Consider the following 23362-nt stretch of genomic DNA (forward strand, 5'->3'; position numbering starts at 1 on the left):
TTCTGGCGGCCCTGGCCGACCTGTTCATCGCGCGCGGTCCGCCCGCACATATACGGTCTGATAATGGCAGCGAATTTATCGCGACCGCCGTCCAGCATTGGCTGGGGCAGATCGGCGTGAAGACGCTCTATATCACGCCGGGATCACCATGGGAGAATGGCTATAACGAAAGCTTCAACGGGTCGCTTCGCGACGAACTGCTCAACGGCGAGATCTTCTACAGCCTCGCCGAAGCCAAGGTGCTGATCGAAGCTTGGCGACGGCATTACAACACCGTCCGCCCGCATAGCAGTCTGGGATACCGGCCACCGGCACCGGAAACGGCGACACCGCCATATCCGGCCTCCGGTTCCGCTTCGCTCCACCTCCGTCCGGATATGGCGGCGATGGGCTTAATCCATCTGTGGACGCCCCGATTAACGCAAGTGGTATTTGGAGGTAGGCACGTAGTCGGATGCTGCCATCTGTCCGGCCTCTCTGATGCAGCGATGATAGCTGCGGGCCCGTATGGGAGTTCGCGGACCGGAACCACATCACTAACGCGTGCTGATGAAGCACGGTGGATTAACCTGGTTCTTCCGATCCCGTCTCGCCGACTGTTGTGCCATACCCTCCTTCGACCGACTACGTTCCGACGACCTCTGGCCCGCCTTGGCTTACGCCGTGGCTGCGACCTGAGCTTTGTAAACTTCATCCTTCGTCAGCAGCGCCCAGACGATCCGTGCCGTCTTGTTCGCCAGCGCAACTGTCACAAGCATGCGTGGCTTGCGCGCCAGCATCTGCTCGAGCCACGATCCTTTCGCCGCCCCGCGCTTGCTCGCCTGTAGCACCACCGCACTACTGCCAATAATCAGCAACCTTCGCGGCGTGCGCTCGCCCATCTTCGAGATAGATCCCAGCTTCTGTTTCCCACCAGTTGAGTGCTGACGAGGGGTGAGGCCGACCCAAGCGGCGAAGTCACGCCCCTTGGCGAATGTTTCTGACGGCGGCGCAAGCGCGGTGATCGCCGTTGCCGTGATGGGTCCGATTCCTGGGATCGTCATCAGGCGGCGCGCGACTGCATCCTCGCGAGAGCGCCGGACTATCTCTTTGTCGAGTAGCGCGATCTGCCGGTCGAGCGTTGCCAGAGTATCAAGCAACACCATGCACACCGACCGCACCCCTTCGGGCACCGCTGACCGATCGGAGACCAGCGCCCTCAGCGCTTCCAGATGCGCCAAGCCCTTGGGCGCTATCCAACCATATTCTGTCATGTGCCCGCGCAGGGCATTGCTGATCTGGGTGCGCTGGCGGACCAGCAGATCACGCGCCCGGAACACCATCGCGGCTGCCTGCTGTTCCTCAGTTTTCACCGGCACGAACCGCATGCTGGGACGCTGTGCTGCCTCACAGATCGCCTCAGCATCAGCCGCATCGTTCTTTTGGCGCTTCACAAAGGGCTTCACATACGCCGGAGCGATCAACCGCACATCATGACCGAGCTTGAGCAACTCGCGCGCCCAATGATGGGCTCCGCCGCACGCCTCCAACACAACCAGGCAACGTGGATGAGCGGAAAAGAAGGGCAACAACTTCGAACGCGTGATCTTCTTGCGCAAAATCGCATGGCCCGCCGCATCTACCCCATGCGCCTGAAAAACATGCTTGGCGATATCCAACCCGATTATGCTAACTTCCGACACGGACGCCTCCCTCAAGTGGTGTTCAACACCTCCACTGTGGCACATCGATGCCGTCGGGGGGCGTCCACCCCATCACTAACCAACCAATCGGTCCACTCGGTGGGGGCAGATCACTTGATGATGACCGGAAACGGCCGAGAGCGCAGTGCCGTTCACAGCGCCCTCATTCCGTTACCAAGTCAATTCGTACCGAAGGGCCGCGATTTGTAGGTAAGAACGGTCCGGGTGAACTCGGGCTTGCCTTCCGGGCCCGGATGAAAACCAGTCATGCTGTCGGGCGCCTTCCCGTCAACCACCCATGTGTCGAGCGCAGTCAGCCAGTCGAACACGGATGCACCTTCGCCACCGCCGCAATGATCCATGCCGGGCACCATGAAGAGCCGGAAGAATTCCTGCGTATTCTTGAGACCGCCGGACACCCGTTCTGCCGCTTCATAATAGTCGATGACCGAACGGGAGCCACCAAATGCGTCATTCCATCCATAATAGGAAATGAGCTTGCCGCCATTCGCCTTGAACTGCCGCAGATCAGGATTCAAGGCAGCTGAAGTTCCTTCTATGACACCCATCCGCTTTGCATATTCAGCCAGTTTGGACGGATCAGGCTTCCAGTTCGGCCCCGGCGCTGGACTGAATGCGGAATAGCGGAAAAAATCGTTGGCATAGTCGATCGTCCAGCGCGGGGTGATAAACGACACCCAGCTGATCTCCGATCCAGGGAAGGCGCTCGACGGCGCGATCTGCTTGCCATCCTTGTCCCGTGGACCTTCATAAATCTTGCGCGCTATATCAACCTGATGCGGCGTCAAGCAATTTTCAGTCGGGCCTTGTTTACAGATGATCGGGGTGAAATCCACCTTGCATTCGCGCGGGCGCTCCATGATCTTGTCGATCTTGCCGTCCAGCTTGTCGCATTGCGCGATCACGCTGGAATGCAGCGTCTTGGCCGCAGCCATGTCAAAACCCGCTCGGCTCTGGTCGCGCATCAGCTCCGCGATCCAGTACATGTTCACAAATATATCGCGCACAGCGATTGATGGTGCTCCCGCTATGATCCCATCGAAATCATAGGGAAAGCGCTGCGCCATCATCATCGCTTCGCGGCCCCCATTGGAACAGCCGTCATAATATGTATGTTCCGCCGGCCTGCCGAAGAAATGTTTAACGATGGCCTTGGATGCCATAGTAACGGCATGAGGCCCGCGAAACCCGCTGTCGATCTGGGCATCGCCGTCATTATAGGACCATTGCGCGTCGGTTATGGTGGAATAATGCCCGCCATTGTGGCTGACGGACGCAAAGCCCCTGCGCAGGGGCTCAGCGCCCCGTCCCGTCGAACTGGTGTCATTGGGCAGGCCGCCCGCCTGCCCGCCAGTTCCCTGCACATAAATCTTGCCATTCCAGTTCTGAAGCGGAAAACGGAGCCGGAACCGGGTCTGGCGCCAGACATAGCCTTCTACCTCGCACACCGCAGGTACACCCTTTTCCGCGGCAATGGGCCGGGCCAGGGTTATCTGCGTGATGGCATCGTCGGTGCGGGAAAAATCCGTGTAGCGCAGTTCGGCGCAGTCTGCACCGGGCTTGCCAAATGCCGTAGTGTCCAGCGGGCGGGGCGGCTCCTGTGCGGCTGCCGGCGTCGGCAGCGTAAAAAGCGTCACGAGCGCGAGGGCGGGCGCCACATCCCGAAGGAGAGAGGAGGTGCGCTTGTAGGATATCCCCATTTCTTATTCCCTGACTAGACTGAGAGGCATGTGATGATCTGGAAAGATGGGCGGCTCAACGATTGCGCGGCAGAACTCCGTCCGCCATCGCGCTCTGGGCAAGGAATATCGCGAGAACGGTCGACACCTGCGCGATATCCTCGCGGGAAATCCGCTCCATCGTGTCGAGGTTGCTGTGCCGCGCGCGCGTGAAATATTCGAGCGGATCATGAAGAAACATGACGCCAGGCAAGCCGATTTCGGTGAAGGTGGACTGGTCCGCTGGATAGAAGGGTTCGTCGAACACCTGTGTCACGCCCAGATCCTTCAGCGGCTCGATCCAGCCCCGGAATATACTGGCAAGGCGTGGATTCCCGCCAGCATAGACGCCCCGTACCCGGCCAGATCCCGCGTCCATATTATAGATGATCGAGAAGTTCCGATAATCGGGCCGTGTCTTCAAAGGGCCGAGCTGGACCCGTCTCGTTTCGACCGGCAACGCCATCTGGTCTGGGGCGGCAGACCGCGGGATGACACCGAGATGATCCCGCACATAGGCCTGCGAGCCATAAAGACCCTGTTCCTCCGCACCAAACAGAACCAGACGGATCGTGCGGCGGGGACGCAACCCGATAGCTTTCAATATTCTGACAGCCTCGATCACCGACGCGACACCGCTGGCATTGTCCAACGCCCCTGTGCCCGATGCCCAGCTGTCCAGATGGGCGCCCGCAAGCACCATCTGCGCCGCCGCCTTGGGATCGGTTCCGGGTAGGTCGGCCACCACATTATAGGCAGGCTTGACTGGACCCTCCTGGATATCCAGATCCAGCGCCAGCTTGACATCTCGCCCCGCCTTAGCCAGCCGCCACGCCCTGCCGAAATTTTCGATAGCGACATAGGCGAAGGGGAAATGCGGCCGTTCGTCCGGATTCCAACTTCGCACGCTGAACGGACCTTCGTCTATCGAAAGGTTGCCGCTGCCACCGCCATGTTCCGATTCCCGGCTGGGCAGGATCACAGCACCCACACCCTCGGCTTCCAGGAATTTTCGCAGCTTTTCCTTGAACAGCCCCGCCTTGATCTGCTGAGGAATTCTCGCTTTGGCCGTACTAAGCGCCTGCCGCACCGGATGGTTCGGTATACCCTGCGCAACCTGTTCGTCAGTATAGCGCACTGCCATCGCCCGATCCATCATGGGGGTATCGCGCAAGGGGCCAAGCAGAACAATCTTGCCACGCAACGTGCCGCGCAGCCGCTCAAGGTCCGCCTCATCGTTTAGCTCGACGGCCGTAATATCACCTTCGATCGGGCCTTTTGTGGAGACCGACCAGGCTCCAGCCTGCGCCAGGAACACCATCTGGTCTGGCGTCGTCATCGCGACCCACGCCCTGTTCTGGCGCCACTGTATCGCCCGCATCCCGGTATCCTCGAGATGGACATTCTTGAGGCCAATGTCCCGAAGGGACTTCATCGCCCAATCATAAGCCCGGTCCATGTTTGCCGAACCCGACAGCCTCGCCCCGATCCCGTCGGCGAGTGCCGACACATAGCCATAGGCCCCGCTGCGTTTCAGCCCCTCCTCGCGAATCGCAGGCACCATCGCGCCTGCAACGTCTTGCGCGCGGACGGCTTGGGTCACCGAGAGCGAAAGCAGCGCACCACATAGGCCGGTCATGATGGTGCGCTTTTGGCCGTAAAACGGTTGAAGGTGATGCCGGCTTTTCTGGGTACGCGCTTTGTCGACCGAAACATAATTGCTGCTACAGGTCGCAAGCATGGCTCTTTACCCTTTCGAAACGTGCAGACGGCATTGTTCAACATCAATTTTGGGGCACACGTCAATATAACTGCCCGCCGCGAAGAATTTAGTCCGTTTGGCCGCCAATATGCGGCCCCGCCAACTTAATTATGCAGATATCGGCGGTAACAAGAATAAACTGGTTCGCCCTGCCGGCATGCCGTGACGCCGCTTCCTGCCACCGGAACGGTACGTACGAGCGCCCTATCGGTGAGTTAGGTGAATATTTTATGTTGTACTTGCACGAAACCATCATACTCCTGCCGCATCATTCGCAGGAGCAAGGCATGAGCGAAGGTCTCACAGCAGTCGATTTGAAAATCCTGGAGCAAGTGCAGAAGGATGCCTCCTTATCGACCACGGAACTGGCGGACAAGGTAGGCCTGTCGCAATCGCCTTGCTGGCGAAGGCTTCAAAAGTTGCGCGAAGACGGGTATATTCTGGGGGAAGTAACAATCCTTGATCGCAAGAAGTTCGGCGAAAGCCTCTACATCTTCGCCACGTTGAAAATGGCCTCACTATCGGAAGAAAAGAGAGATGATTTCAAACGTAAGATTGAACTGACACCGGAAATAATGGAATGCCACACAATCTTCGGTGAACGCGACATAATCCTGAAAATTATTGCGCAATCATTAGAATGGTATCAAAAATTCATATTTAACGTCATTCTCAAGCTGCCCGGTGTGCTTGACATACAGTCTTCGGTGACCCTGGCGCAGATCAAGCACACCAGCGCAATTCCAGTCCGGCGCTAGCCTTTCGGCGAGAACCACTTTTTTTCACCTGGCTCAGCGCATTGGCATGGCTGCCAGTCGTCGTCAGCGCTTGCATCGCTGACCTTGTCAGGGTTATCCTTGACCCCAGAGGGGCGGCTCGGCGCGAGCATGTTTCAGCCCGATGTCATCATTCAATGGCTCGGAACGCCCAGAAAATAAATCATGATTCCCATCCATCCTGGCTGGATTGCGCTCAAACGCAGCAGGCACAGACAGTGCCTGCTGCGCCAAGGACAGCTCGCGGGGAACCGATCGCCAGCTACCAAATCAGAAGGATCGCGCCAATGTCACGCCAATGGTGCGCGGCTGAATGAACAAAGCCGGGGGAATGCTCGTACCGTTACGGTCCTGCGCAACGGTAATACCGTTTTTATCGGCATATGGCTTAGAAAATCCCCCTGCCCAGGCGGCGCGGCTCAGCATCAGCTGTTCCAGGATGACGGCTGTGGTATCGAGCGCGACGTTATGGCTTTTCATGAGCCCCACCGTCTTTTGCACGCGCTGGGAGGACAGGTCGATAGCTCCAGCCCGCGCCAGCGCGGTCAGACGCAGCGGGGTTCGCGTGTCCTCTTTAGGATCGAGTGTCCAACCGAGCACAAGCTGATTAATATGCGCGATGGTGTCATATCCATCCTCGATGACGCGATCGGGCGAGGAGAAGGCGGGAACATGGCCCGTTACCCCCAGCCCGAGCCGATGCGCCGTCGCGGCGATCGGCTTTACCCAGTCGGGATTCATCGAGTTATAGATCTTGATCTCGAAATAATTGCGGTCGGCATACCACCGAACCGCCTTCAGTGCGTCCTCGAGCGTGCCGGGAATGAAACCGAAGCCCGCCGAATAGGGGCTGCGCCCCTCGATGAAGCCGGCCGGCACCATCCGCGGCCAAGCGATCTCACCGGCGTCGATCCGAGGTAACAGGTCTTGCAGGAAGCTGTTGTCATTACCCATGTCCCGCGTCGCGGTAACCCCCACCGCCAGAAAGAGCAGGCTCGACTGCAACGTCGTATGCGAGTGCATGTCGTTCAGGCCGGGATAAAGCGTTCCCCATTCCCCGTCGATCAGGGTCTGGTCCTCAGGCGCATCATCCCCGCCTGCAGGGATGATCTGCGAGATCGTGTCACGCATCACGACGACGGTGCTAAGCGGCGATAATTTGCCGTCCGCCGGATCGAATATGCGGACGTTGCGGATGCGAACCGGCATGGCGTAGCGGTGCGCCAGCTTCTGTTGAAGCTAGACGGCATGTTCGATATCCAACTCCGACGCCAGCGCGCGCACCCTCTCCAGCGAGCTTTCATAGCCCTCCCGCAACGCGGTTCCCTAATCCAGCCCGGCGCCGAACGTGGCGAACAGGCGTTGAGCGCGATCGAGCGCTACGTAGGAAGCCTGGAGCTGGACGCCGGAAAGCCGGTAGATAGTGACTGGCACGGCCGAGCGACCAGCCCCGATGCTGATGTCCCGCACCTTTTCAACCGACAGCCGCCCCCCCCCCCCCCCCCCCCCCCCCCCCCCCCCCCCCCCCCCCCCCCCCCCCCCCCCGCGGCGCGCACATAGACGCCCAGCGCCCAGGGGCTATCATCTTTAATGATGTAAAGTTCCGGGCGCGGAGACATATGCTAGCCGGCATCGGACTGGCTTTTCCAGCTCGCGCGGCCGTCCTTGCAGGAGAATATCTCCTGCACTGCCCCGACCATGTTCGACGTGCCCGCGATCGTCCACGACAGGGGCATCCCCGTCTTGTCGAGGACGATCTCTTCGCGGTGTTTGGGACCCCGCCCGTTATTGTCGACCCGATAATCGACCGACGTCCTTTCACCGTCGACCTACACGACGACGGACCCGATCTTTTCGCCATTGGACAGGATGGACAAGCGTTCGGTCGTGGCGGCTCTGGCCTGCGCAACGCTGCCGGACAGGACAACGAAGGCAAAGGCGGCAAGCGTCGACCGGACCATGATCATGATTCCGTTTCCCCAGTTGCACGGCTGTGCAGATAGGCCGTTGCGGCCAGATCCTGCACGATATTGCCCAGCGACTTGTATATCGTGATCTGATCGTCATGTTCGCGACCGGCCAGACTGCCCGAAAACACCTCGCCAATCTCTCCAACCACATGGGAATTATCGACAACGCCCGCGCGCCGGGCGACATCCAGCTCCGCCGCCTGCGCCAGCACGGACGGCTTGTAGTCCGCGATATAACGCCCTGCTGCGACCAGCGCGCTGTCGACTTCAACCGGCCCCAGGAAGCTCGATCCGACCAGATTGATATGCGTGCCCGGCCTTACCCAGCTGCCGAACAGGATGGGCTCCGCCGCCGAACTGACAGTGGTAATAACATCGGCTTCCGACGCAGCCTGCTCGCCGCACCCGACCGCGAGGACCGGGGCTGCAACCGCCGCAGTCATGCGGGCGGCGAACGCTGCCGACCTTTCACTGTCCCGGCCCCAGACCAGAATCCTGCTGAACCGCCGCACCTGCAGAAGGGCATGGATATGCGCTTCCGCCTGGGTCCCGAGTCCGAAAATGGCCAGGGTCGCAGCATCTGGACGTGCGAGAGCGTCCGTAGCCGCCGCTGATGCGCAGGCTGTCCGAATGCGCGTCACAGGTTCGGCATCGGCAATGCAGCGCACGGCGCCGGTCCGGCCGTCATAGTCGATGACTACGCCCTGATGACGCGACCGCCCCTTGCGGGCTGGATCCTCGAACACGCTGACCAGTTTCGCGCCGAAGGCATCATTGCCGCTAAGCTTGCCGGGCATCACGCCGAACAGATTGCCGTCGCCCAGACCAATAATTTGCCGGAGGGGCTGGTCCCGGTCGACCTGTGACAGCTGAACCATCGCCTGGCGCACGGCTGCGATGCAGCCCGGATAGTCCAGAAGCGCCTCGACCTGAAGTTCATCATAATAGGGTACGGACATGTGGGCACTCATCATAGCGAATCAGAAGATCGACGACGAAAAGCAGGCAATATCGAAACATGATGTGGCGCTGCCAGTCTTGATCGAAGAATACCACACCTCCCGCTCGACCGGAGGCTAAACCGCGGTTCCGGGAATGATTATGCAGACTTCGGGCAATGATGCCGTTCGCCCGGATAATTTTTCCGGGATAGCCAGCCCTATCCGCCGATGATCCGTGCAAGCTGCTCCTGATCAATATTGCCCCCAGACAGGATGGCGACGACGCGATTTCCTGCCCGTGCATTCCTTGCGGCGGCCAGAGCCGCACCGCCTGCACCTTCCACCACCAGATGGGCGTGGCGGGCAGCCATGCGGACGCCGTCCGCCGCCTCATCGGGCGTCACGACGATCACGTCGTCGACCAGTTCCCTAAGCAGCGGCCACATGTCATCCAGCACACGCGTCGATCCGATCCCGTCGACGAAGGAAGGACGCCGGTCCACGATCACCGGCTCGCCCTTGCGGAGGGCGGCTGACAAAGGCGCTGCGGTCTCCACTTCGCAGCCGATGATCCGCGCGCGGTGGCCAGCCGCTCGCAGCGCCAAGGCTATGCCGCACAGCAGCCCCCCACCTCCGACCGGCACGATCACCGCATCGAAATCGGCCCAACTGTCGAGCAACTCGCGGGCGATCGTTCCATTGCCGACGACGACTTCGGGCTCGCAGACCGGATGGATGAAGATGCCGTCGTCATGGCCCGTTACACGCGTGGACATGATCTGCCACCAGCTATCGAACGGGTGCACGACAACGCGCGCGCCCAGTTGCCTGATCTCTTCCAGCTTTACCCGGGCAGCATTGTCAGGAGCATGCACGGTCAGCTTCACGCCGCGCCGCGCCGCGACATAGGCAAGACCCTGTCCGAAATTCCCGGCGCTGGGGCAGGCAATGCCCTGCTCCAGTTCCTGCGAAGAAAATCGTGCCAGCACATTCGCGGCGGCACGAATCTTAAATGAACCGCGCGGCTGGAGGCACTCGGCTTTCAGCCGCACCTCCCGGCCCTCGATAAAATCGGCCGGCAGGAGCGGCGTTGTCACGGCCAGTCCGCTGATGGCCTGCCGGGCGATACGGAAACCCTCGCCATCGGAGCCGATGAGGGTCTTGATGTCGTTCTGGAGCATGCTGGGTCCTGCAATGGAGGCTATAAAGGGCAGTCAGCCAGGGAACACCGCGTCGATCCGCCGCGCCAGCGCAACATCCCGGACCGACACATTGCCAGCATCATGGGTCGTAAGCCAGATCTCAATCCTGTTATAGACATTGGCCCATTCAGGATGGTGATCCATTTTGTCCGCCTCGATCCCGATGCGGATCATCAGGCCCATAGCCTCCGCAAAGTCGCCAACCCTGATTTCGCGATACAGGGCACGGCGTTCGGCATCGTGGCTCCAGCGATGCAATTCTCCAAGCGCGGCGTTCAGTTCGTCGGTGGTAAGGGGGGATATCATGTGCGGTTTGGCCCTTGTGCCTGTGGAATGAAGTGCGCCCGTAGCCTGAACGCCGTTCATGCGGTGACGATCCAACCGTCGTCCGCCGTCACCGGCCAGGCGCTCAGCGACTGTCCTACACAGGGTGCGCCTACGTAATGGCCGTCCTCCTTGCGAAACAGCGCGTCATGCCAGCCACATGCGATGAAGCGGGCGTCGGCGGTCAAATAATCATCGAGCTTTTGCGCAAGGGGAAGCCCGGCAGCGGCCTGCCGTTCGAACAGCCGGTCCCACATCGCATGCTCCAGCGGCGTGTATGAGCCCCAGTCCTGCGCAATCGTCCAATCTTCCGCGGCGCCATCGGGGCGCTTCAATGCTGCATCTGCCATTGGCAACATATCGCACATAATATCTGCGATATTTTATCATATTTGCCGATTTTTCTCGCATCTTAGAAACAGATTGATCAATATCTGTCATTTCATGAAATGATTATTTAATCGGATCGGGTATCGATTCTGCGCCCCTCTCATCCCCATCAATCGCTCAGCAAACTCGCCTTCGAATTGTTCACCACTGCATTACTTATCCTTTTTGAAGGAAGAAAATCGAAAATTTTGTCGCATATCTGCGCATATGCCCATGATGGGAAATGCAATATTCCTGCAAGGCGATGAGGATAGGCTATCAAGCCAATTAAAGATCCGAGGGACAGATGTATTCGCGCCGATCCATACTCGCCACATTGGGAGCCGTTTGCATTTCGACCTCTGCCGTCGGCCAACTTCCCAACGATAGGCTGATGGTTACCAGACACAGTATCAGGGTGCGCGGATCGACATTGCATTATGACGCCTATGCTGGGCGCTTGCCCCTTACCGACGAAATGGCGAGGGTCCGGGGCCATATGTTTTTCACCGCCTATCGGATGATCGGAGGGAAGGCGCGACGTCCAGTGACGTTCCTTTGGAACGGCGGGCCGGGCGGTCCATCGGCTATTCTGCATTTCCACTCTTTCGGGCCGAAACGGTTGGAAGGCGGCCGCCTGGTCGACAATCCCGACACTCTGCTGACCTCCACCGACCTTGTCTTCGTCGATCCGATCGGCACCGGTTACAGCCGTCCCGAACGCGAAGAAGACGAGCCGCTGTTCTACAATACGCTGGGCGACGTGTCTTGGGCGACCCGTTTCGTTGAAGCCTGGCTTGACAGGTTCGACGCCCGGTCCAGCCCCGTCTATGCACTGGGCGAAAGCTTTGGCGTCCCCCGGGTTGCGGGTATAGCCGATGCGCTGAGCGCGCGTCATGTCCCGCTGGAGGGCATCATCCTGATCTCCGGCGGCAAGATCCTTATCGATGCAGCGCTGCCGCCCGCACGCAACGCCGCACTGAAATTACCCGGTCAGGCGGCTACCGCATTCCACCACGGCCGCCTGGCCCCGGCACGGGGAGGGGATATCGAAACGGTTCGGCGCCGTTCCCTGGATTGGGCGACATCAGTCTACGAACCGGCACTCACTCGCATTGGCCTATTGAGCGACAGCGATCGCAACCATCTCGCCAGTGAACTGGCAGGATGGGCTGGCGTCGATCCGTCCCTAGTCGACAGGTCGGCGCTCACGCTCGATATGCGGATGTTCCGGTCGGGCCTGATCAAGGGCAAAACCCTGTATGCTTACGACATGCGGCTGATCGGCTCCGGTCCCGACCGGCGCGCCGACGCCAGTCCAATTCTGCGCTATTTTGCCGATGACCTCGGCTATCGGACCGACCTGGCCTATTGGGGTATCGAACCCGGCCAGCCGCCCATCAACGCAGAATGGAAATATACGGGCGACTCGGCGGCCATCGCCGATGCGACCGCCGGAGGCGGACCGCCCGAACGTCAGCCATGGATTTCGCGCGCGATTGGACGCGATCCGGCGCTGCGCGTGCTGGTCGCCACGGGCCACTGGGATTCACAGAACAGCTGCGCGGCCAATCGCGCCTTACGCCTCCTTGGAACGGCCATGGAACGTAAGGCAATGATCGTCCGATGCTATGAAGGCGGCCATATGATCTATGAAGACGCGCCGGTGCGACAAAAGATGGCGCTCGACATCGCGCGCTTCATCAAGGCGGTCCGGCGTTGAATGCGGCGAATCCTGTGGCGCGCCATCGCTCACACCGCAACGGAAGGTTCATGGCACGAGTCCGAATGATCCTGCCGGACGATGCCAAGCGTGAGGACCCCTTGACTGATCTTCGCCGCGATCTGGTCGGCGGTACGCGGATCGAGATCGTCCACCTCGATCCGCACGTGCATGTCGCCCGCGTGAAGATCGGATGAAACCCGCGCTGGCACGAGCGAGCGCTGGGCGAACCAGCCCAGCAGCCGTGGCAGCGTCTGGGGATCTGCAATCGCGACGATGTCAAAATATTGTTTCATGTTTTTTCACTACCCCGGCCTGCATGATCTCCTCCGCCATCCGGTCCGCGACCAGGGCAGGAGACAACCCAGTATGGGCAGCTTCTCCCAACAATGCGGCGACGCGCGGACCGATCAGAGCGACGCGCTCGGAAACCGTTGCCTGGTCTTCGCCCAGATATTCAGCCGAAACACTAATGATGCCTCCGGCATTGGCAACATAATCGGGTACATAGGCAATTCCGCGATCAAGCAGGGCGCCTGCGACCTCCGGGGTCGCGAGCTGGTTGTTGGCGCCGCCACACACAAGCTTTGCCTTCATTGCCGCCACGCTGTCCAGCGTCAAGGACCCGCCCAATGCACATGGGGCAAAGATATCGCAATTGACGCTCGCTATGTCGGCGACGTCGACCACAAGGGCGTCCAGGATCTTTTCCAGCCTGTTCCGTCGCTCGGGCGCGACGTCGGCGATCACCAGTCTGGCACCGGCATCGGCTAGCCGGCGGCACAGGTTGGCGCCAACATTGCCCGTTCCCTGAACCGCGACGGTAAGACCCTTGAGATCGGTGCCCAGCGCGACTCGCGCGGCGGCCTGCATGGATTCGAACACGCCCAGTGCAGTCCAGGGCGACGGATCGCCGCCGGCGCGGCCGGTTGCGACACTCAGGCCCGCGACATGGCGCGTGACGCCTGACACCTCTTCCATGTCGGCGACGGTCGTGCCGACATCCTCCGCCGTCACATATTGCCCATCCAGAGCTTCCACGGCGCGACCGAAGGCGCGAAACAGCGCCGATCTCTCAAAAGATCCGGCGGGCTGAAGGATGACCGCTTTTGCCCCGCCAAAAGGGAGGCCCGCCATCGCATTTTTGAAGCTCATGCCTTCCGCCAGGCGGCTAGCATCGGCAAAGGCATGCTCGGCATCGGGATAGTGCCAGAAGCGGCATCCCCCGGCACCCGGCCCCAAAGCGGTGGAATGGATAACGATCACGCCGTCAAGGCCAGTTTCCCAATCATGCAGACGGATCGTCTGGCTTGCCGGAACAGTGCGTGCAACTTTAATAACCATGGGGAACTCCTTTCCGGCATCATAAGCGGAAAGCGGAGGAGAGTTTTGCTCCATTTTCCGGTCGGATTGGAAAAATTGAGTATGTTTATCCCCCTAATGGCCTAATATGGGTCATTATGTCCGACCTTGATCCCTATGAAATAAAAATCATCCGTGAGTTGCAGCGCGACGCCAGCCTGACCACGGCCCAGATCGCCGAACGGGTCGGGCTGTCTTCATCCCCCTGCTGGCGACGGATCGACCGACTGGAGCGCGAAGGATATATTCGTGGCCGCGTCGCCGTAATTGACCGGCGCAAGGTTGGGCTGAACGCGCATGTCTTTGCTCAGGTCAAGCTCAACGCCCACGGCCGGGCCAATCTGGACGAATTCAGCAAGGCGATCCGGGCCTTTCCCGAAGTTCTGGACGCCTATGTGCTGATGGGTACAATGGATTTCATGCTGCGGATCGTTGCCAAGGATATTGATGCCTATGAGCGATTCTTCTTCGAAAGCCTGAGCAAGTTACCCGGTGTGCAGGAGATCAATTCCACAGTTGCATTGTCGGAAATCAAGTCGACCAACGAACTTCCCATCGTCTGAGCGCGCTTCCCCTATGGAAACATGAATGCCGCTCGCAAGCGACTCAAGCATAAATCATGCTCAATCCGGGCGGTTCGGCACCTGGTTCGCAAGGAAATAGCGGAACGCAGCGTCTAGTCTGGCCCAATGGAGATAAGCGTGGCGCGGTATGGCGGCACCTGTCGCAGACTGACTGCGCGTATAACCGCGGCAGATGAAGGAAACTCAACTTGTTCCAACGCATTAAACCGCTGGACGCTATTATAGCGACCGCTGAAAAGAAATCGCTGCATCGCTCACTCGGCGCACTGCAACTCACTTTACTTGGTGTGGGTGCCATCATTGGCACCGGCATCTTCGTCCTCACTTCCGAAGCCGCGCAGAAGGCGGGGCCGGGCATGATATGGGCCTTCGTCATTGCAGCCGTGGTGTGCGGTGTGGCAGCCCTCTGTTATTCTGAAATCGCGTCCATGGTGCCGGTTTCGGGCTCGGCATACACCTATACCTATGCAGTCATGGGCGAATTGCTCGCGTGGATGGTCGGTTGGGCGTTGATCCTGGAATATGCCGTCGCGGCCAGCGCCGTGTCGGTCGGCTGGTCCGGCTACTTTGTCGGCCTGCTCGGCAGCTGGGGTATTTCGCTGCCCCAAGCGCTGGTGGTTGGTCCCTATGCGGGCGGCATCATAAACCTGCCGGCGCTTGTCGTCACGCTTGTCGTCACGCTTCTTCTCATGGTTGGCACTCGCGAAAGCGCGAGGGTCAATGCGGTTCTCGTCGTGGTCAAGGTCACTGCCCTTACGGTGTTCGTCGGTTTGACGCTTCCGGTGGTGAAGGGCGCAAATTTCCATCCTTTCATGCCGCATGGCTGGTTCGGCGATGGCCACGGCGCTGGGTTAGGCGCGGTCGGCGCGGCAGCCTCGATTTTCTTCGCCTATGTCGGTTTCGACGCGGTTTCGACGGCAGCCGAGGAAACCCGCAATCCGCAACGCAACGTTCCGATCGGCTTATTGGGCAGTCTGGCGATCTGCACGATTTTCTATGTGTTGGTGGCAGCCGGTGCGATCGGCACGATCGGCGCACAGCCCGTCGTGGGTGCTCACGGCGAACTGCTCATACCAGCATCGCCTGAACTGACCGCCCGCTGCAAGGAAATCGCCGCTGTCGCGATCGAGCCGCTGGGGTGCTCGCACGAAGCTCTCGCTCATGTGCTGCGCGCGATCGGCTGGGAAAGGGTTGGCGATCTTATCGGGCTGGCCGCGTTCCTCGCACTCCCATCCGTCATTCTGATCCTGGTCTTTGCGCAAACCCGCATCTTCTTCGTCATGGCCCGGGACGGCCTGCTGCCCGAACGACTGGCCACGATCCATCCCCGTTGGAAGACGCCCCACGAGGTCACAACCATCACCGGTTGCGTGGTGGCCTGCTTCGCAGCGTTCCTGCCCGTGGGGCAGTTGGCGGCGATCTCAAACTCCGGCACGCTTTTCGCCTTTTTCATGGTCGCTATAGCCGTCCTGATCCTGCGCGTAACGCAACCCGCACGTCCCCGGCCATTCCGCACTCCCTTCGTCTGGGCGCTCGCTCCAGTCGCTGCGGTGGGATGCCTCGGGCTTTATTTCAATCTGCCCTTCGAAGCGAAAATGGTGCTGCCAGTATGGGGCGGCATCGGGCTCGTCGCTTATTTCTCCTATGGCTATCACAACAGCCATCTAGGGCAAGCTGCCAAACTGGCGCAGAAGGGCTGAACTGCGAAGCTGGCCAGCCCCCCGCCGTCCGATCCTAACCCAGTTGTTCCTGTCATTTGCAGACAATCGAGTAGGGGGATTCTCACGGATCCCCCTCTCACACCGCCGGGCTTATGACACGGCAGCATGGCAGTTTCCGGTCTTGTTTAGCGCGTTGTGAAGGGCGGCGAGGCTGACAAGGCCCTGCAGATCGAACCATGCGGCGGTCATGGCTTCGGCGGCTTGGGGGCTGCTGCCATTCGCGACCATCCTTTGCCCTACAGCGCGAGAAGTCACACTAGCCACTCAGGGGTGCCTTCCCCTTACAAATGTGGCGAACCGGTGGCCCCGGCGTTCGAGCTCTCTGTCGAGTTCAGCATGCCGGGCACAAAAAAGGGGCTCGCCAGTGTTTGCTGGCGAGCCCCTTTTTGTTATCGTCGCCGTCAGAAGCGGAAGGCCAGAAGCGCACCGATCGTCTGCGGATTGATGAAGGTGACGTTCGTGGTCGTCACGGCACCCTGACGATCATCGACGCTCAGCACGCCACGCTCGCTGCCGAGATTGCGAACGTAGAAGGACAGATCCCACGGACCATAGCTCAGGTTGGCGCGCAGGTCGACCACATCGTAGGCCGGCGCAAAGAGCGAATTCCGACGGGCCATCGGTGCAGTCGAACTACGCAGCGGCGAATTGCGCTTGCCCACATGATTCCAGTTAGCACCCAGCGTCAGTTCGATACCGGAGCCGAGCGGGAGGCTCTTTTCAACGCCCAGATTGCTTGCGAACTTCGGCACGAACGGCAGGGACATGCCCTTCGTTCCGAGCAGCGCCGAGCCACCAGCCAGCGCAGGACCGGGCAGGTTTTCCGTCAATTCCGCATCGGTATATGTGCTGTTGGCGCTGATCGTCCAGCCGCTTCCCGGCGTGAACTGAACCGACGCTTCCGCCCCCCGGCTGCGCGCCTTGCCGCCATTGGTGAGGAACAGGATGTTCGACGGAGAAGTGTTCTGAAGCTGAATATCCTTCCATTCGATATCGAACAGCGAGGCATCCACAGTAAACTTGCGATCGAGCAGACGTCCTTTAAAGCCAAGCTCGTAATTAACCACGGTATCGGAACCAAAGGTCTTGGGCGCACCGGGTACGTTGTTGTTGGGACCGCCAGGGCGATAGCCGCTCGCGACCCGTGCATAAACCATCATGTCTTCGTTGAAGCGGTAGCGTGGTGTCACCAGCCAGGTGAAGGCATCATCCTCGGACGTTTGCACAACACCATTGCCGGTAACGCCGAAGAGCGCGTTGGCGACCGTGTTGGTCAGGATGACCTGGTTTTGCTGGAACGTCTGCTGGTTCTTGCTGTACCGGCCGCCCACTTGCAGGTCGAACTGTTCGGTGAAACGGTAGGTAATGTCTGCGAACACCGCCTTCTCCTCAAAGGATCCCGGCAGCGGGAAATGCGCCAACTCGCTCAGCAGGCTGCCCGAAGGATCGAACGCCTGCAGATTCTGGTCGGCTACACTACGCTCCTTGGTGTAGAACAGGCCGACTAGATACTGGACTTGGTCGTTGCCGTTCGAAGCCAAGCGAAGTTCCTCACTGAACTTGCGGAGTTGGCTACCATCGTTGAGCCGGACTGACGATCCCGCCGGCGAACCTGGAAGAATAGCCGGGAAACCCGGAATGACCGAGTTGAATACATAAGGGAAGGTCGTCGTCAGATCGCTGCTAGTAGCGGAATTGAAACGGCTCCACGCGCTGACGGAGGTCAGCGTGGCCGGGCCAAGATCATAGTTGATCCGTGCCTGATATAACTCGAGCTTTGTCTTCGTCACGGCCGGCCCTACGTCGGACACAAAATACCCCAGAACCGGCTTGTAATCGGTCGGGAAAGGCGTGACCCGCGTGGGCGCATTATTGTCGGTCTTCACCGTCTGGCGCAGATAGGACAGGTTGATCGTCAGTGGATCAACCGGATTGAACCAGAGCGCCGCGCGTCCGCCTTCGGTGACGGACTTGTTTGTGTCCTTCTCGTTCACCAACGGGTTGATATTGTCCATAAACGCCGGGTCTTCGCGATGGAAGCCGCTAACGCGTAATGCAAGTCGGTCCTTAAGGATCGGGACGTTGATGGCGCCGCGGAGCGACCAGCCTTCATCGCCATTCGAAATCGTGCTGCCGCCGACTTCCGCACGGCCCGACCATTTGGTCGAATCCGGGTCCAGCGTGACCAGCTTGATGAGGCCGCCCAAGCTCGCCGCGCCGTACAGCGTGCCCTGCGGGCCGCGCAACACTTCGATCCGCGACAGTTCCGACGGATCAATGTCTGGAAAGGGGAGCGACAGACGGCCGGACGATCCGACCGGGACATCGTCGATCGTGATGGCCGTCGTGGGGTTGGTGGCGCCGCCGGTATTCACGCCTCGGATCGATATTGCGCGGATGTTGTTTCCGGAAATGGATACACCAGGGATTCTCGTCGCAAAATCGGTAATCTTCACGAGATTCTGCTTCCGCAGATCATCCGATTGGATGGCCGTCACTGGCACTGGCACATCCAGCAGCCGCTCGCCGCGCTTTTGCGCTGTCACGATGATTTCGCCCGACTGAGACTGTTCCGTAGCCGCAACGTCCTGCGCATTCGCAAGTGGGCAGCCCGGTACCCACATGGCAACGCCCGCAAAAAGCGCAACCTGCTTGCTTCGAGTAAATTTGTCCACGACGAGCCCCTTTACATTGATTTTTAATTCAAAGCTGTTAAGCGCCCCCTGCGCGCACATGAGGTCAAACGAAAGCGCCGAGCTATGTTTGCTCGTTATGACCTCCGCCTCGACTTTATGACAATCGCAGTGGCGCCGTGAAAAGATTATGCAAAGACGCTGGCATTTGGTGCCTTTCCGAAAATTTTATTCCGCTTCGGACGCATTACCAACATCATCATCATCGACTTTGGCGCCGACGTAAATGAGCGTCGGAATTCAGAACGACAGAAGCGTTCCCGGCGCCTATTTGCAGCTTGGTTCCAAAACCGCGTGAAACTTGCGCCACCGCTCCAGTAGCGCACGACCCCAAGGCCCTATGCAAGGCGAGGATAGCCATTTGGATCTTTACTTTTGACAATGACCGCGGGCGAAATCCGAACGGACGCCAGAACCCTACTTTCGAAGGCTCCTACCTCGACGGTCCTGTGGTCGCCACTTCCCCGTTCATCCTGCCTGCGCGGCACTTTCATGGCGACGGGCCGCGCGGCGGCCGCAAGAGCTGCGACGTGTTTTTAATCGAGGAGCCTGTGAAGCGTGGCAATGCCCGGATGATCGAAGTTGTGACCGTTGTGCGACAGCGGATTTTCTGCTGCCGACATGGGCGTGAAGGATGCTGCGACGCTCACAACCGCTTCATCACGTCGAGCCTCGCCAGAATTCCTCGATTTCCTCAGTCCGTTGCATGACTGTTCGTCCTGAAAACCAGCCCGATACCATGTTTTTCAGGAAGGAAGGTTTTGCGGCGGGCTCACCGGATAGCCTCTCCCTGTTTCCGCCACCGCCACATCTGCGAAACCGGCAACCTCAGAACTGGCGCCTTCAAAATTTGCGCCGTGCTCGTTGTCGGCCTTTAGCGACGAGGCGCCATCACCGCGAAAAACAACCATCATGGGTTGAGCGACCCGCCCGTCAAATTCTATCTTCACCCCCCGTGTTACCTGGTCTTATTGCGCAAGCCACCAAGCTATTGAGCCTGCTGTTTTCCGTCTGAAAGATAGTCAATGGTCAAATGCGTGAGCGCCCTCACCCCCTGCAGCAGCCCGCTTTCGTCGATACGGAATAGCGGGGAATGGTTCGCTGCCGCGGTCGCGACTTCGGCGGGCGGTGTTATGCCCAGGAACAGAAAGAGGGCCGGTCCCTTCTTGCCGAATTCGGAAAAATCCTCACCGCCCGTGCTTTTGGCGATCTGGTCGTTCCATTTGTTGCCACCTGCCACGCGAATTAAAGTTGGCGTCATCTGCTTGGTCAGGTCAGGGTCGTTGACGGTCACATCATAATAGCGCGTCAGCTTCGCTTCGGCCGTCGCGCCCGATGCCGATGCGATCTGTTCGGAAGTGCGCTTGATACGTTCGTAAATGTCGGCTCGCATCCCTTCGTCAAAGGCTCGAATTGTGCCCTCGAACCAAACGGAATCGGGAATAATGTTGAACCTCACGCCCCCATGGACCTGGCCAACCGACAGAATGGCTGGCTCCTTGCTGATATCGATCTGCCGACTCACGATCGACTGAAGGCCATTGATGATCTGCGAAGTCGAAACGATCGGGTCGACCCCACGCCACGGCATGGCGCCATGCGTTTGCTGGCCGTGAACCGTGACCTTGAAGCTATCGGCCGAAGCCATGAGAGGACCAGACCGCCATGCCAGCATGCCAGTTGGCAATCCCGCTATCACGTGAAGGCCAAAAGTCACGTCGACCTTGGGATTATCGAAGGCGCCCTGCTCGATCATTGCCTTTGCGCCCCAGCTTGACCCGGTCCCCGGTTCGAACGTCGAGGGACCTTCCTCCGCCGGCTGGAACAAGAATACCACTTTACCAGTCAGTTCAGACCGCATCTTACTGAGCACTTCGGCGGTGGCCATCAGGATGGCGACGTGGGCATCATGTCCGCAAGCGTGCATAACCGGCACGGTTTCACCGCGGTATTGCCCGGTGGCTTTGCTCGCGAAAGCAAGGTCCACCTCCTCTTTGACAGGCAGACCATCCATGTCCGCGCGCAACGCCACCACAGGTCCCGGCCTGCCACTGTCGAGCACCGCAACTACGCCGGTCACGGCCACGCCGGTCCGAACCTGAAGACCCTGCCGCTTCAAATGCGCCGCCACTAGCCGAGATGTGCGTGTTTCGGCATTGCCCAGTTCGGGATGAGCATGAATGTCCCGCCGCCAGGAAATCATCTCGCGCTCGATCGCTTTAGCGATTTCGTCGGCGCTTTTATATTGCTGTTCACTCGCCTGCGCGGCAGATGCTGATGCCGCCGCCAGCGCCAAGAAGCCCAATTTAAACGTCAATTTCTGCATTGTGTCCATATCCCGAATAAATTCAAGGTTGTACTTAACTGGAACAGCGGTCGGAAATTGCCGCGCATTCGTAAGCCCCTTGCCTTAGGTGAATGCATCATAACTGGCGCAGCGATGAAAATTTGCCTTAATCTTGGTGAAATTCAAAATTTCATGTTCGATGCGCAGGCAATCTCACGCCTTCGGGATAAATTTTTCGCCGTGACCTTCGCCCAAGAGATCCCTTATTGTGATGTCAAGAATCAGTGCCGAAATTAAACGGCGTAGGAACAATGCCTCGCGATCCACCTGACGAAGAGCTGGATTGAGGCAACGAAGAAGCGGTCGCGGATGCGATGGTCTGTTCGAAATCTTTGGCGAGGCGGCGTTTCGATTGAGCCACACAAGGGTTCGCTTGCCGACCCGGCGCTTGGGCAGGACTTCGAAGCGCGCGTCGCGGCGGCCCGGCCCATGCAATTGAGCACGTGATCTTGTGAAGTTCGGTCGTCTTGGCAGTGTATCCTGTGGCCTTGTCGACGTCGTGCCCCGAAGATCAGTGGCCTCGTCTAGCCGTCAGCTCCTTATCCTTGAGAGGAATCGCGCTGCTACATTATCACGAACTGCCAGCGTCCGGCCCTAGAGTACGATCTTAGTGTCAGGACTCATAGCCAGAACAGGACCGTTGCAGCGAGAGCGACGGCGGACAGGAAGACGTTTGGACACCTGTCATAGCGTGTTGCGACGCGCCTCCAGTCCTTGAGGCGACCGAACATGATCTCGATGCGGTTGCGACTCTTATACCGGCGCTTATCGTATTTGACGGTCTTATTGCGGGATTTTCGTCCCGGGATGCAGGGGGTAATCCCTTTTTCCTGCAACGCATCGCCGAACCAGTCGGCATCATAGCCCCGATCGCCCAGCAGCCACTGCGCTTTGGGCAGGGCATCCAGCAAAGCCGCCGCTCCGGTATAGTCGCTGACTTGCCCCGCCGTCATGAAGAAGCTGATCGGGCGGCCCCTGGCATCCGTCACGGCGTGCAGCTTGGTATTCATACCGCCTTTCGTGCGACCGATCAGTCGTCCTGGATCCCCTTTTTAACCCGCAGACTCGATGCCGTGCGGTGCGCCTTGAGATAGGTCGCATCGATCATGATCGTCTTGCGTTCCGCCCCTTTGGCGGACAGCCCGTCCATCATCGCGACGAACACACCCTTTTCGCCCCAACGCTTCCAACGGTTGTAAAGCGTCTTAGCCGGGCCATACGCGCTGGGCGCATCACGCCACCGCAGCCCGTCGCGATTGACGAAGATGATACCGCTGAGCACCCGACGATCATCAACCCGGGGGCGACCATGGCTCTTGGGGAAAAAGGGCTGAAGCCGAGCCATCTGCTCATCCGTTAGCCAATACAGGTCACTCATCATCAGTCTCCTTACGGAGCCTGAATCAGATTACACCTCTAACATCAATGGGTCCTGACCCTAGCTGCCGCCAGCTGATTTCGACCCATCCCGGCCGTTCAGCACTCAATTTTACGCTCCCAGGTGCGGACCGGCAGCTTTTCCATTCTGGATGCCCAAGGCTGGCTGATTTGCCTGTCCGCTTTGCAGCCCTCATAAAGTAGGAGGTCCACTCAACGCAGGAGCATGATGCCATAATGGCAGAACGATTTCATATCATCACGGGCGGCCCAGGTTCTGGGAAGAGCAGTTTGATTGAAGCGCTCGGGTCCGAGGGCTTCGCTCAGATGCCGGAGGCCGGTCGTGCAATCATACAGGACCAGGTGAGCATAGGTGGCACGGCGTTACCATGGTCAGATCGCGAAGCCTTTGCAGCCTTGATGCTTTCATGGGAAATGCGATCGTATCGAGAGGCGACATCGTGTCCCGGATCTGTGTTGTTCGATCGAGGCATTCCCGATGTTATCGGTTATTTGCGGCTTTGTGGTCTACCGGTGCCAGCAACCACCATGCGCGCTGCGGAAATTCGACGTTATGCCAAACGGGTTTTTATCGCGCCTCATTGGCCGGCGATCTTCGCCCAAGATACGGAACGCAAGCAGTCACCCATCGAAGCCGAAGCGACCTATCGCGCGATGATCGATGCTTATTCCGGCCTCGGATACGAGATCATCCAACTTCCGCTCGCTTCCGTCACTGACCGTGTAAGCTTCGTCCGATCTCACATCGCATAGCGGGTTGCTGTCAACG

The 23362-nt window shown here is 59.3% G+C and carries 20 protein-coding genes and 1 pseudogene; 6 read left to right on the forward strand and 15 right to left on the reverse strand.

Going from position 1 to position 23362, the window contains the following annotated elements; genetic code table 11:
* Window positions 1-401: pseudogene (locus BMY84_RS17925) on the forward strand (integrase core domain-containing protein); the annotation flags it as partial.
* 255 nt (window positions 402-656) lie between these two features.
* Here BMY84_RS17925 and BMY84_RS17930 read toward each other — a convergent pair.
* From BMY84_RS17930 to BMY84_RS17940, 3 genes are all read right to left on the reverse strand, one after another.
* Complete coding sequence (locus BMY84_RS17930) at window positions 657-1682, reverse strand: IS110 family transposase (protein ID WP_093085466.1); 1026 nt, start codon at window positions 1680-1682, stop codon at window positions 657-659.
* Between the two features lie 179 nt (window positions 1683-1861).
* Complete coding sequence (locus BMY84_RS17935) at window positions 1862-3403, reverse strand: tannase/feruloyl esterase family alpha/beta hydrolase (protein WP_093085467.1); 1542 nt, start codon at window positions 3401-3403, stop codon at window positions 1862-1864.
* A gap of 55 nt (window positions 3404-3458) precedes the next feature.
* A complete protein-coding gene (locus BMY84_RS17940; protein ID WP_177204063.1) occupies window positions 3459-5060 on the reverse strand; it encodes a M20/M25/M40 family metallo-hydrolase in 1602 nt (533 codons plus the stop codon).
* Window positions 5061-5470: 410 nt separating this feature from the next.
* Here BMY84_RS17940 and BMY84_RS17945 point away from each other — a divergent pair, with 410 nt between their 5' ends.
* Window positions 5471-5941, forward strand: coding sequence for an Lrp/AsnC family transcriptional regulator (locus tag BMY84_RS17945; RefSeq protein WP_093085637.1), 471 nt, complete (start codon window positions 5471-5473; stop codon window positions 5939-5941).
* 288 nt (window positions 5942-6229) lie between these two features.
* Here the strand turns inward: BMY84_RS17945 and BMY84_RS17950 are convergent, their stop codons facing one another.
* The 6 genes from BMY84_RS17950 to BMY84_RS17975 all read right to left on the reverse strand — a co-directional run bounded on the left by BMY84_RS17950 (window position 6230) and on the right by BMY84_RS17975 (window position 10731).
* Window positions 6230-7093, reverse strand: coding sequence for an amidohydrolase family protein (locus BMY84_RS17950; RefSeq protein ID WP_143075078.1), 864 nt, complete (start codon window positions 7091-7093; stop codon window positions 6230-6232).
* Window positions 7094-7788: 695 nt separating this feature from the next.
* Window positions 7789-7926: a hypothetical protein gene (locus tag BMY84_RS29830; RefSeq protein WP_177204064.1), complete on the reverse strand. Its 138-nt coding sequence runs from the start codon at window positions 7924-7926 to the stop codon at window positions 7789-7791.
* The gene (locus BMY84_RS17960) at window positions 7923-8888 is read right to left on the reverse strand and encodes an ornithine cyclodeaminase family protein (RefSeq protein WP_093085471.1); all 966 of its coding nucleotides are present in this window, start codon (window positions 8886-8888) and stop codon (window positions 7923-7925) included. The genes BMY84_RS29830 and BMY84_RS17960 overlap by 4 nt, the downstream gene beginning before the upstream one ends.
* A gap of 200 nt (window positions 8889-9088) precedes the next feature.
* Window positions 9089-10051: a threonine ammonia-lyase gene (locus tag BMY84_RS17965; protein ID WP_093085472.1), complete on the reverse strand. Its 963-nt coding sequence runs from the start codon at window positions 10049-10051 to the stop codon at window positions 9089-9091.
* Between the two features lie 33 nt (window positions 10052-10084).
* Window positions 10085-10378, reverse strand: coding sequence for a 4a-hydroxytetrahydrobiopterin dehydratase (locus BMY84_RS17970; protein ID WP_093085473.1), 294 nt, complete (start codon window positions 10376-10378; stop codon window positions 10085-10087).
* 56 nt (window positions 10379-10434) lie between these two features.
* Window positions 10435-10731, reverse strand: coding sequence for a (2Fe-2S)-binding protein (locus tag BMY84_RS17975; protein WP_143075079.1), 297 nt, complete (start codon window positions 10729-10731; stop codon window positions 10435-10437).
* Window positions 10732-11264: 533 nt separating this feature from the next.
* On the opposite strand from BMY84_RS17975, the gene BMY84_RS17980 reads away from it, so the two are divergent.
* The gene (locus BMY84_RS17980; RefSeq protein WP_371262430.1) at window positions 11265-12488 is read left to right on the forward strand and encodes a S10 family serine carboxypeptidase-like protein; all 1224 of its coding nucleotides are present in this window, start codon (window positions 11265-11267) and stop codon (window positions 12486-12488) included.
* A 29-nt stretch (window positions 12489-12517) separates the two neighbouring features.
* On the opposite strand, the gene BMY84_RS17985 is transcribed toward BMY84_RS17980, so the two are convergent.
* Both BMY84_RS17985 and BMY84_RS17990 read right to left on the reverse strand, forming a co-directional pair.
* Window positions 12518-12784 (reverse strand): hypothetical protein, encoded by a 267-nt coding sequence (locus tag BMY84_RS17985; RefSeq protein WP_093085476.1) that lies wholly within the window; start codon window positions 12782-12784, stop codon window positions 12518-12520.
* A complete protein-coding gene (locus tag BMY84_RS17990; RefSeq protein WP_093085477.1) occupies window positions 12768-13832 on the reverse strand; it encodes a Leu/Phe/Val dehydrogenase in 1065 nt (354 codons plus the stop codon). The genes BMY84_RS17985 and BMY84_RS17990 overlap by 17 nt, the downstream gene beginning before the upstream one ends.
* Before the next feature lie 116 nt (window positions 13833-13948).
* Here BMY84_RS17990 and BMY84_RS17995 point away from each other — a divergent pair, with 116 nt between their 5' ends.
* Both BMY84_RS17995 and BMY84_RS18000 read left to right on the forward strand, forming a co-directional pair.
* Window positions 13949-14413: an Lrp/AsnC family transcriptional regulator gene (locus tag BMY84_RS17995; RefSeq protein WP_093085478.1), complete on the forward strand. Its 465-nt coding sequence runs from the start codon at window positions 13949-13951 to the stop codon at window positions 14411-14413.
* Window positions 14414-14622: 209 nt separating this feature from the next.
* Complete coding sequence (locus BMY84_RS18000; protein WP_093085479.1) at window positions 14623-16134, forward strand: amino acid permease; 1512 nt, start codon at window positions 14623-14625, stop codon at window positions 16132-16134.
* 422 nt (window positions 16135-16556) lie between these two features.
* On the opposite strand, the gene BMY84_RS18005 is transcribed toward BMY84_RS18000, so the two are convergent.
* The 4 genes from BMY84_RS18005 to BMY84_RS18015 form a co-directional block, all read right to left on the reverse strand.
* The gene (locus BMY84_RS18005; RefSeq protein ID WP_177204067.1) at window positions 16557-18830 is read right to left on the reverse strand and encodes a TonB-dependent receptor; all 2274 of its coding nucleotides are present in this window, start codon (window positions 18828-18830) and stop codon (window positions 16557-16559) included.
* Window positions 18831-19594: 764 nt separating this feature from the next.
* Window positions 19595-19798: a hypothetical protein gene (locus BMY84_RS29340; protein ID WP_143075080.1), complete on the reverse strand. Its 204-nt coding sequence runs from the start codon at window positions 19796-19798 to the stop codon at window positions 19595-19597.
* 38 nt (window positions 19799-19836) lie between these two features.
* Window positions 19837-21174: an amidohydrolase gene (locus BMY84_RS18010; RefSeq protein ID WP_093085481.1), complete on the reverse strand. Its 1338-nt coding sequence runs from the start codon at window positions 21172-21174 to the stop codon at window positions 19837-19839.
* 641 nt (window positions 21175-21815) lie between these two features.
* A protein-coding gene (locus tag BMY84_RS18015; protein ID WP_093085482.1) for an IS5 family transposase occupies window positions 21816-22573 on the reverse strand; the annotation gives its coding sequence in 2 pieces (ribosomal slippage) (window positions 21816-22240 and window positions 22240-22573; 759 coding nt in all).
* 236 nt (window positions 22574-22809) lie between these two features.
* On the opposite strand from BMY84_RS18015, the gene BMY84_RS18020 reads away from it, so the two are divergent.
* Window positions 22810-23346 carry an AAA family ATPase gene (locus BMY84_RS18020; protein ID WP_093085483.1) on the forward strand — a complete coding sequence of 179 codons (537 nt, stop codon included), beginning with the start codon at window positions 22810-22812 and terminating at the stop codon, window positions 23344-23346.
* Window positions 23347-23362: the final 16 nt, after the last annotated feature.

The sequence above is a fragment of the Sphingobium sp. AP50 genome (genome assembly GCF_900109095.1).
Lineage (GTDB): Bacteria > Pseudomonadota > Alphaproteobacteria > Sphingomonadales > Sphingomonadaceae > Sphingobium.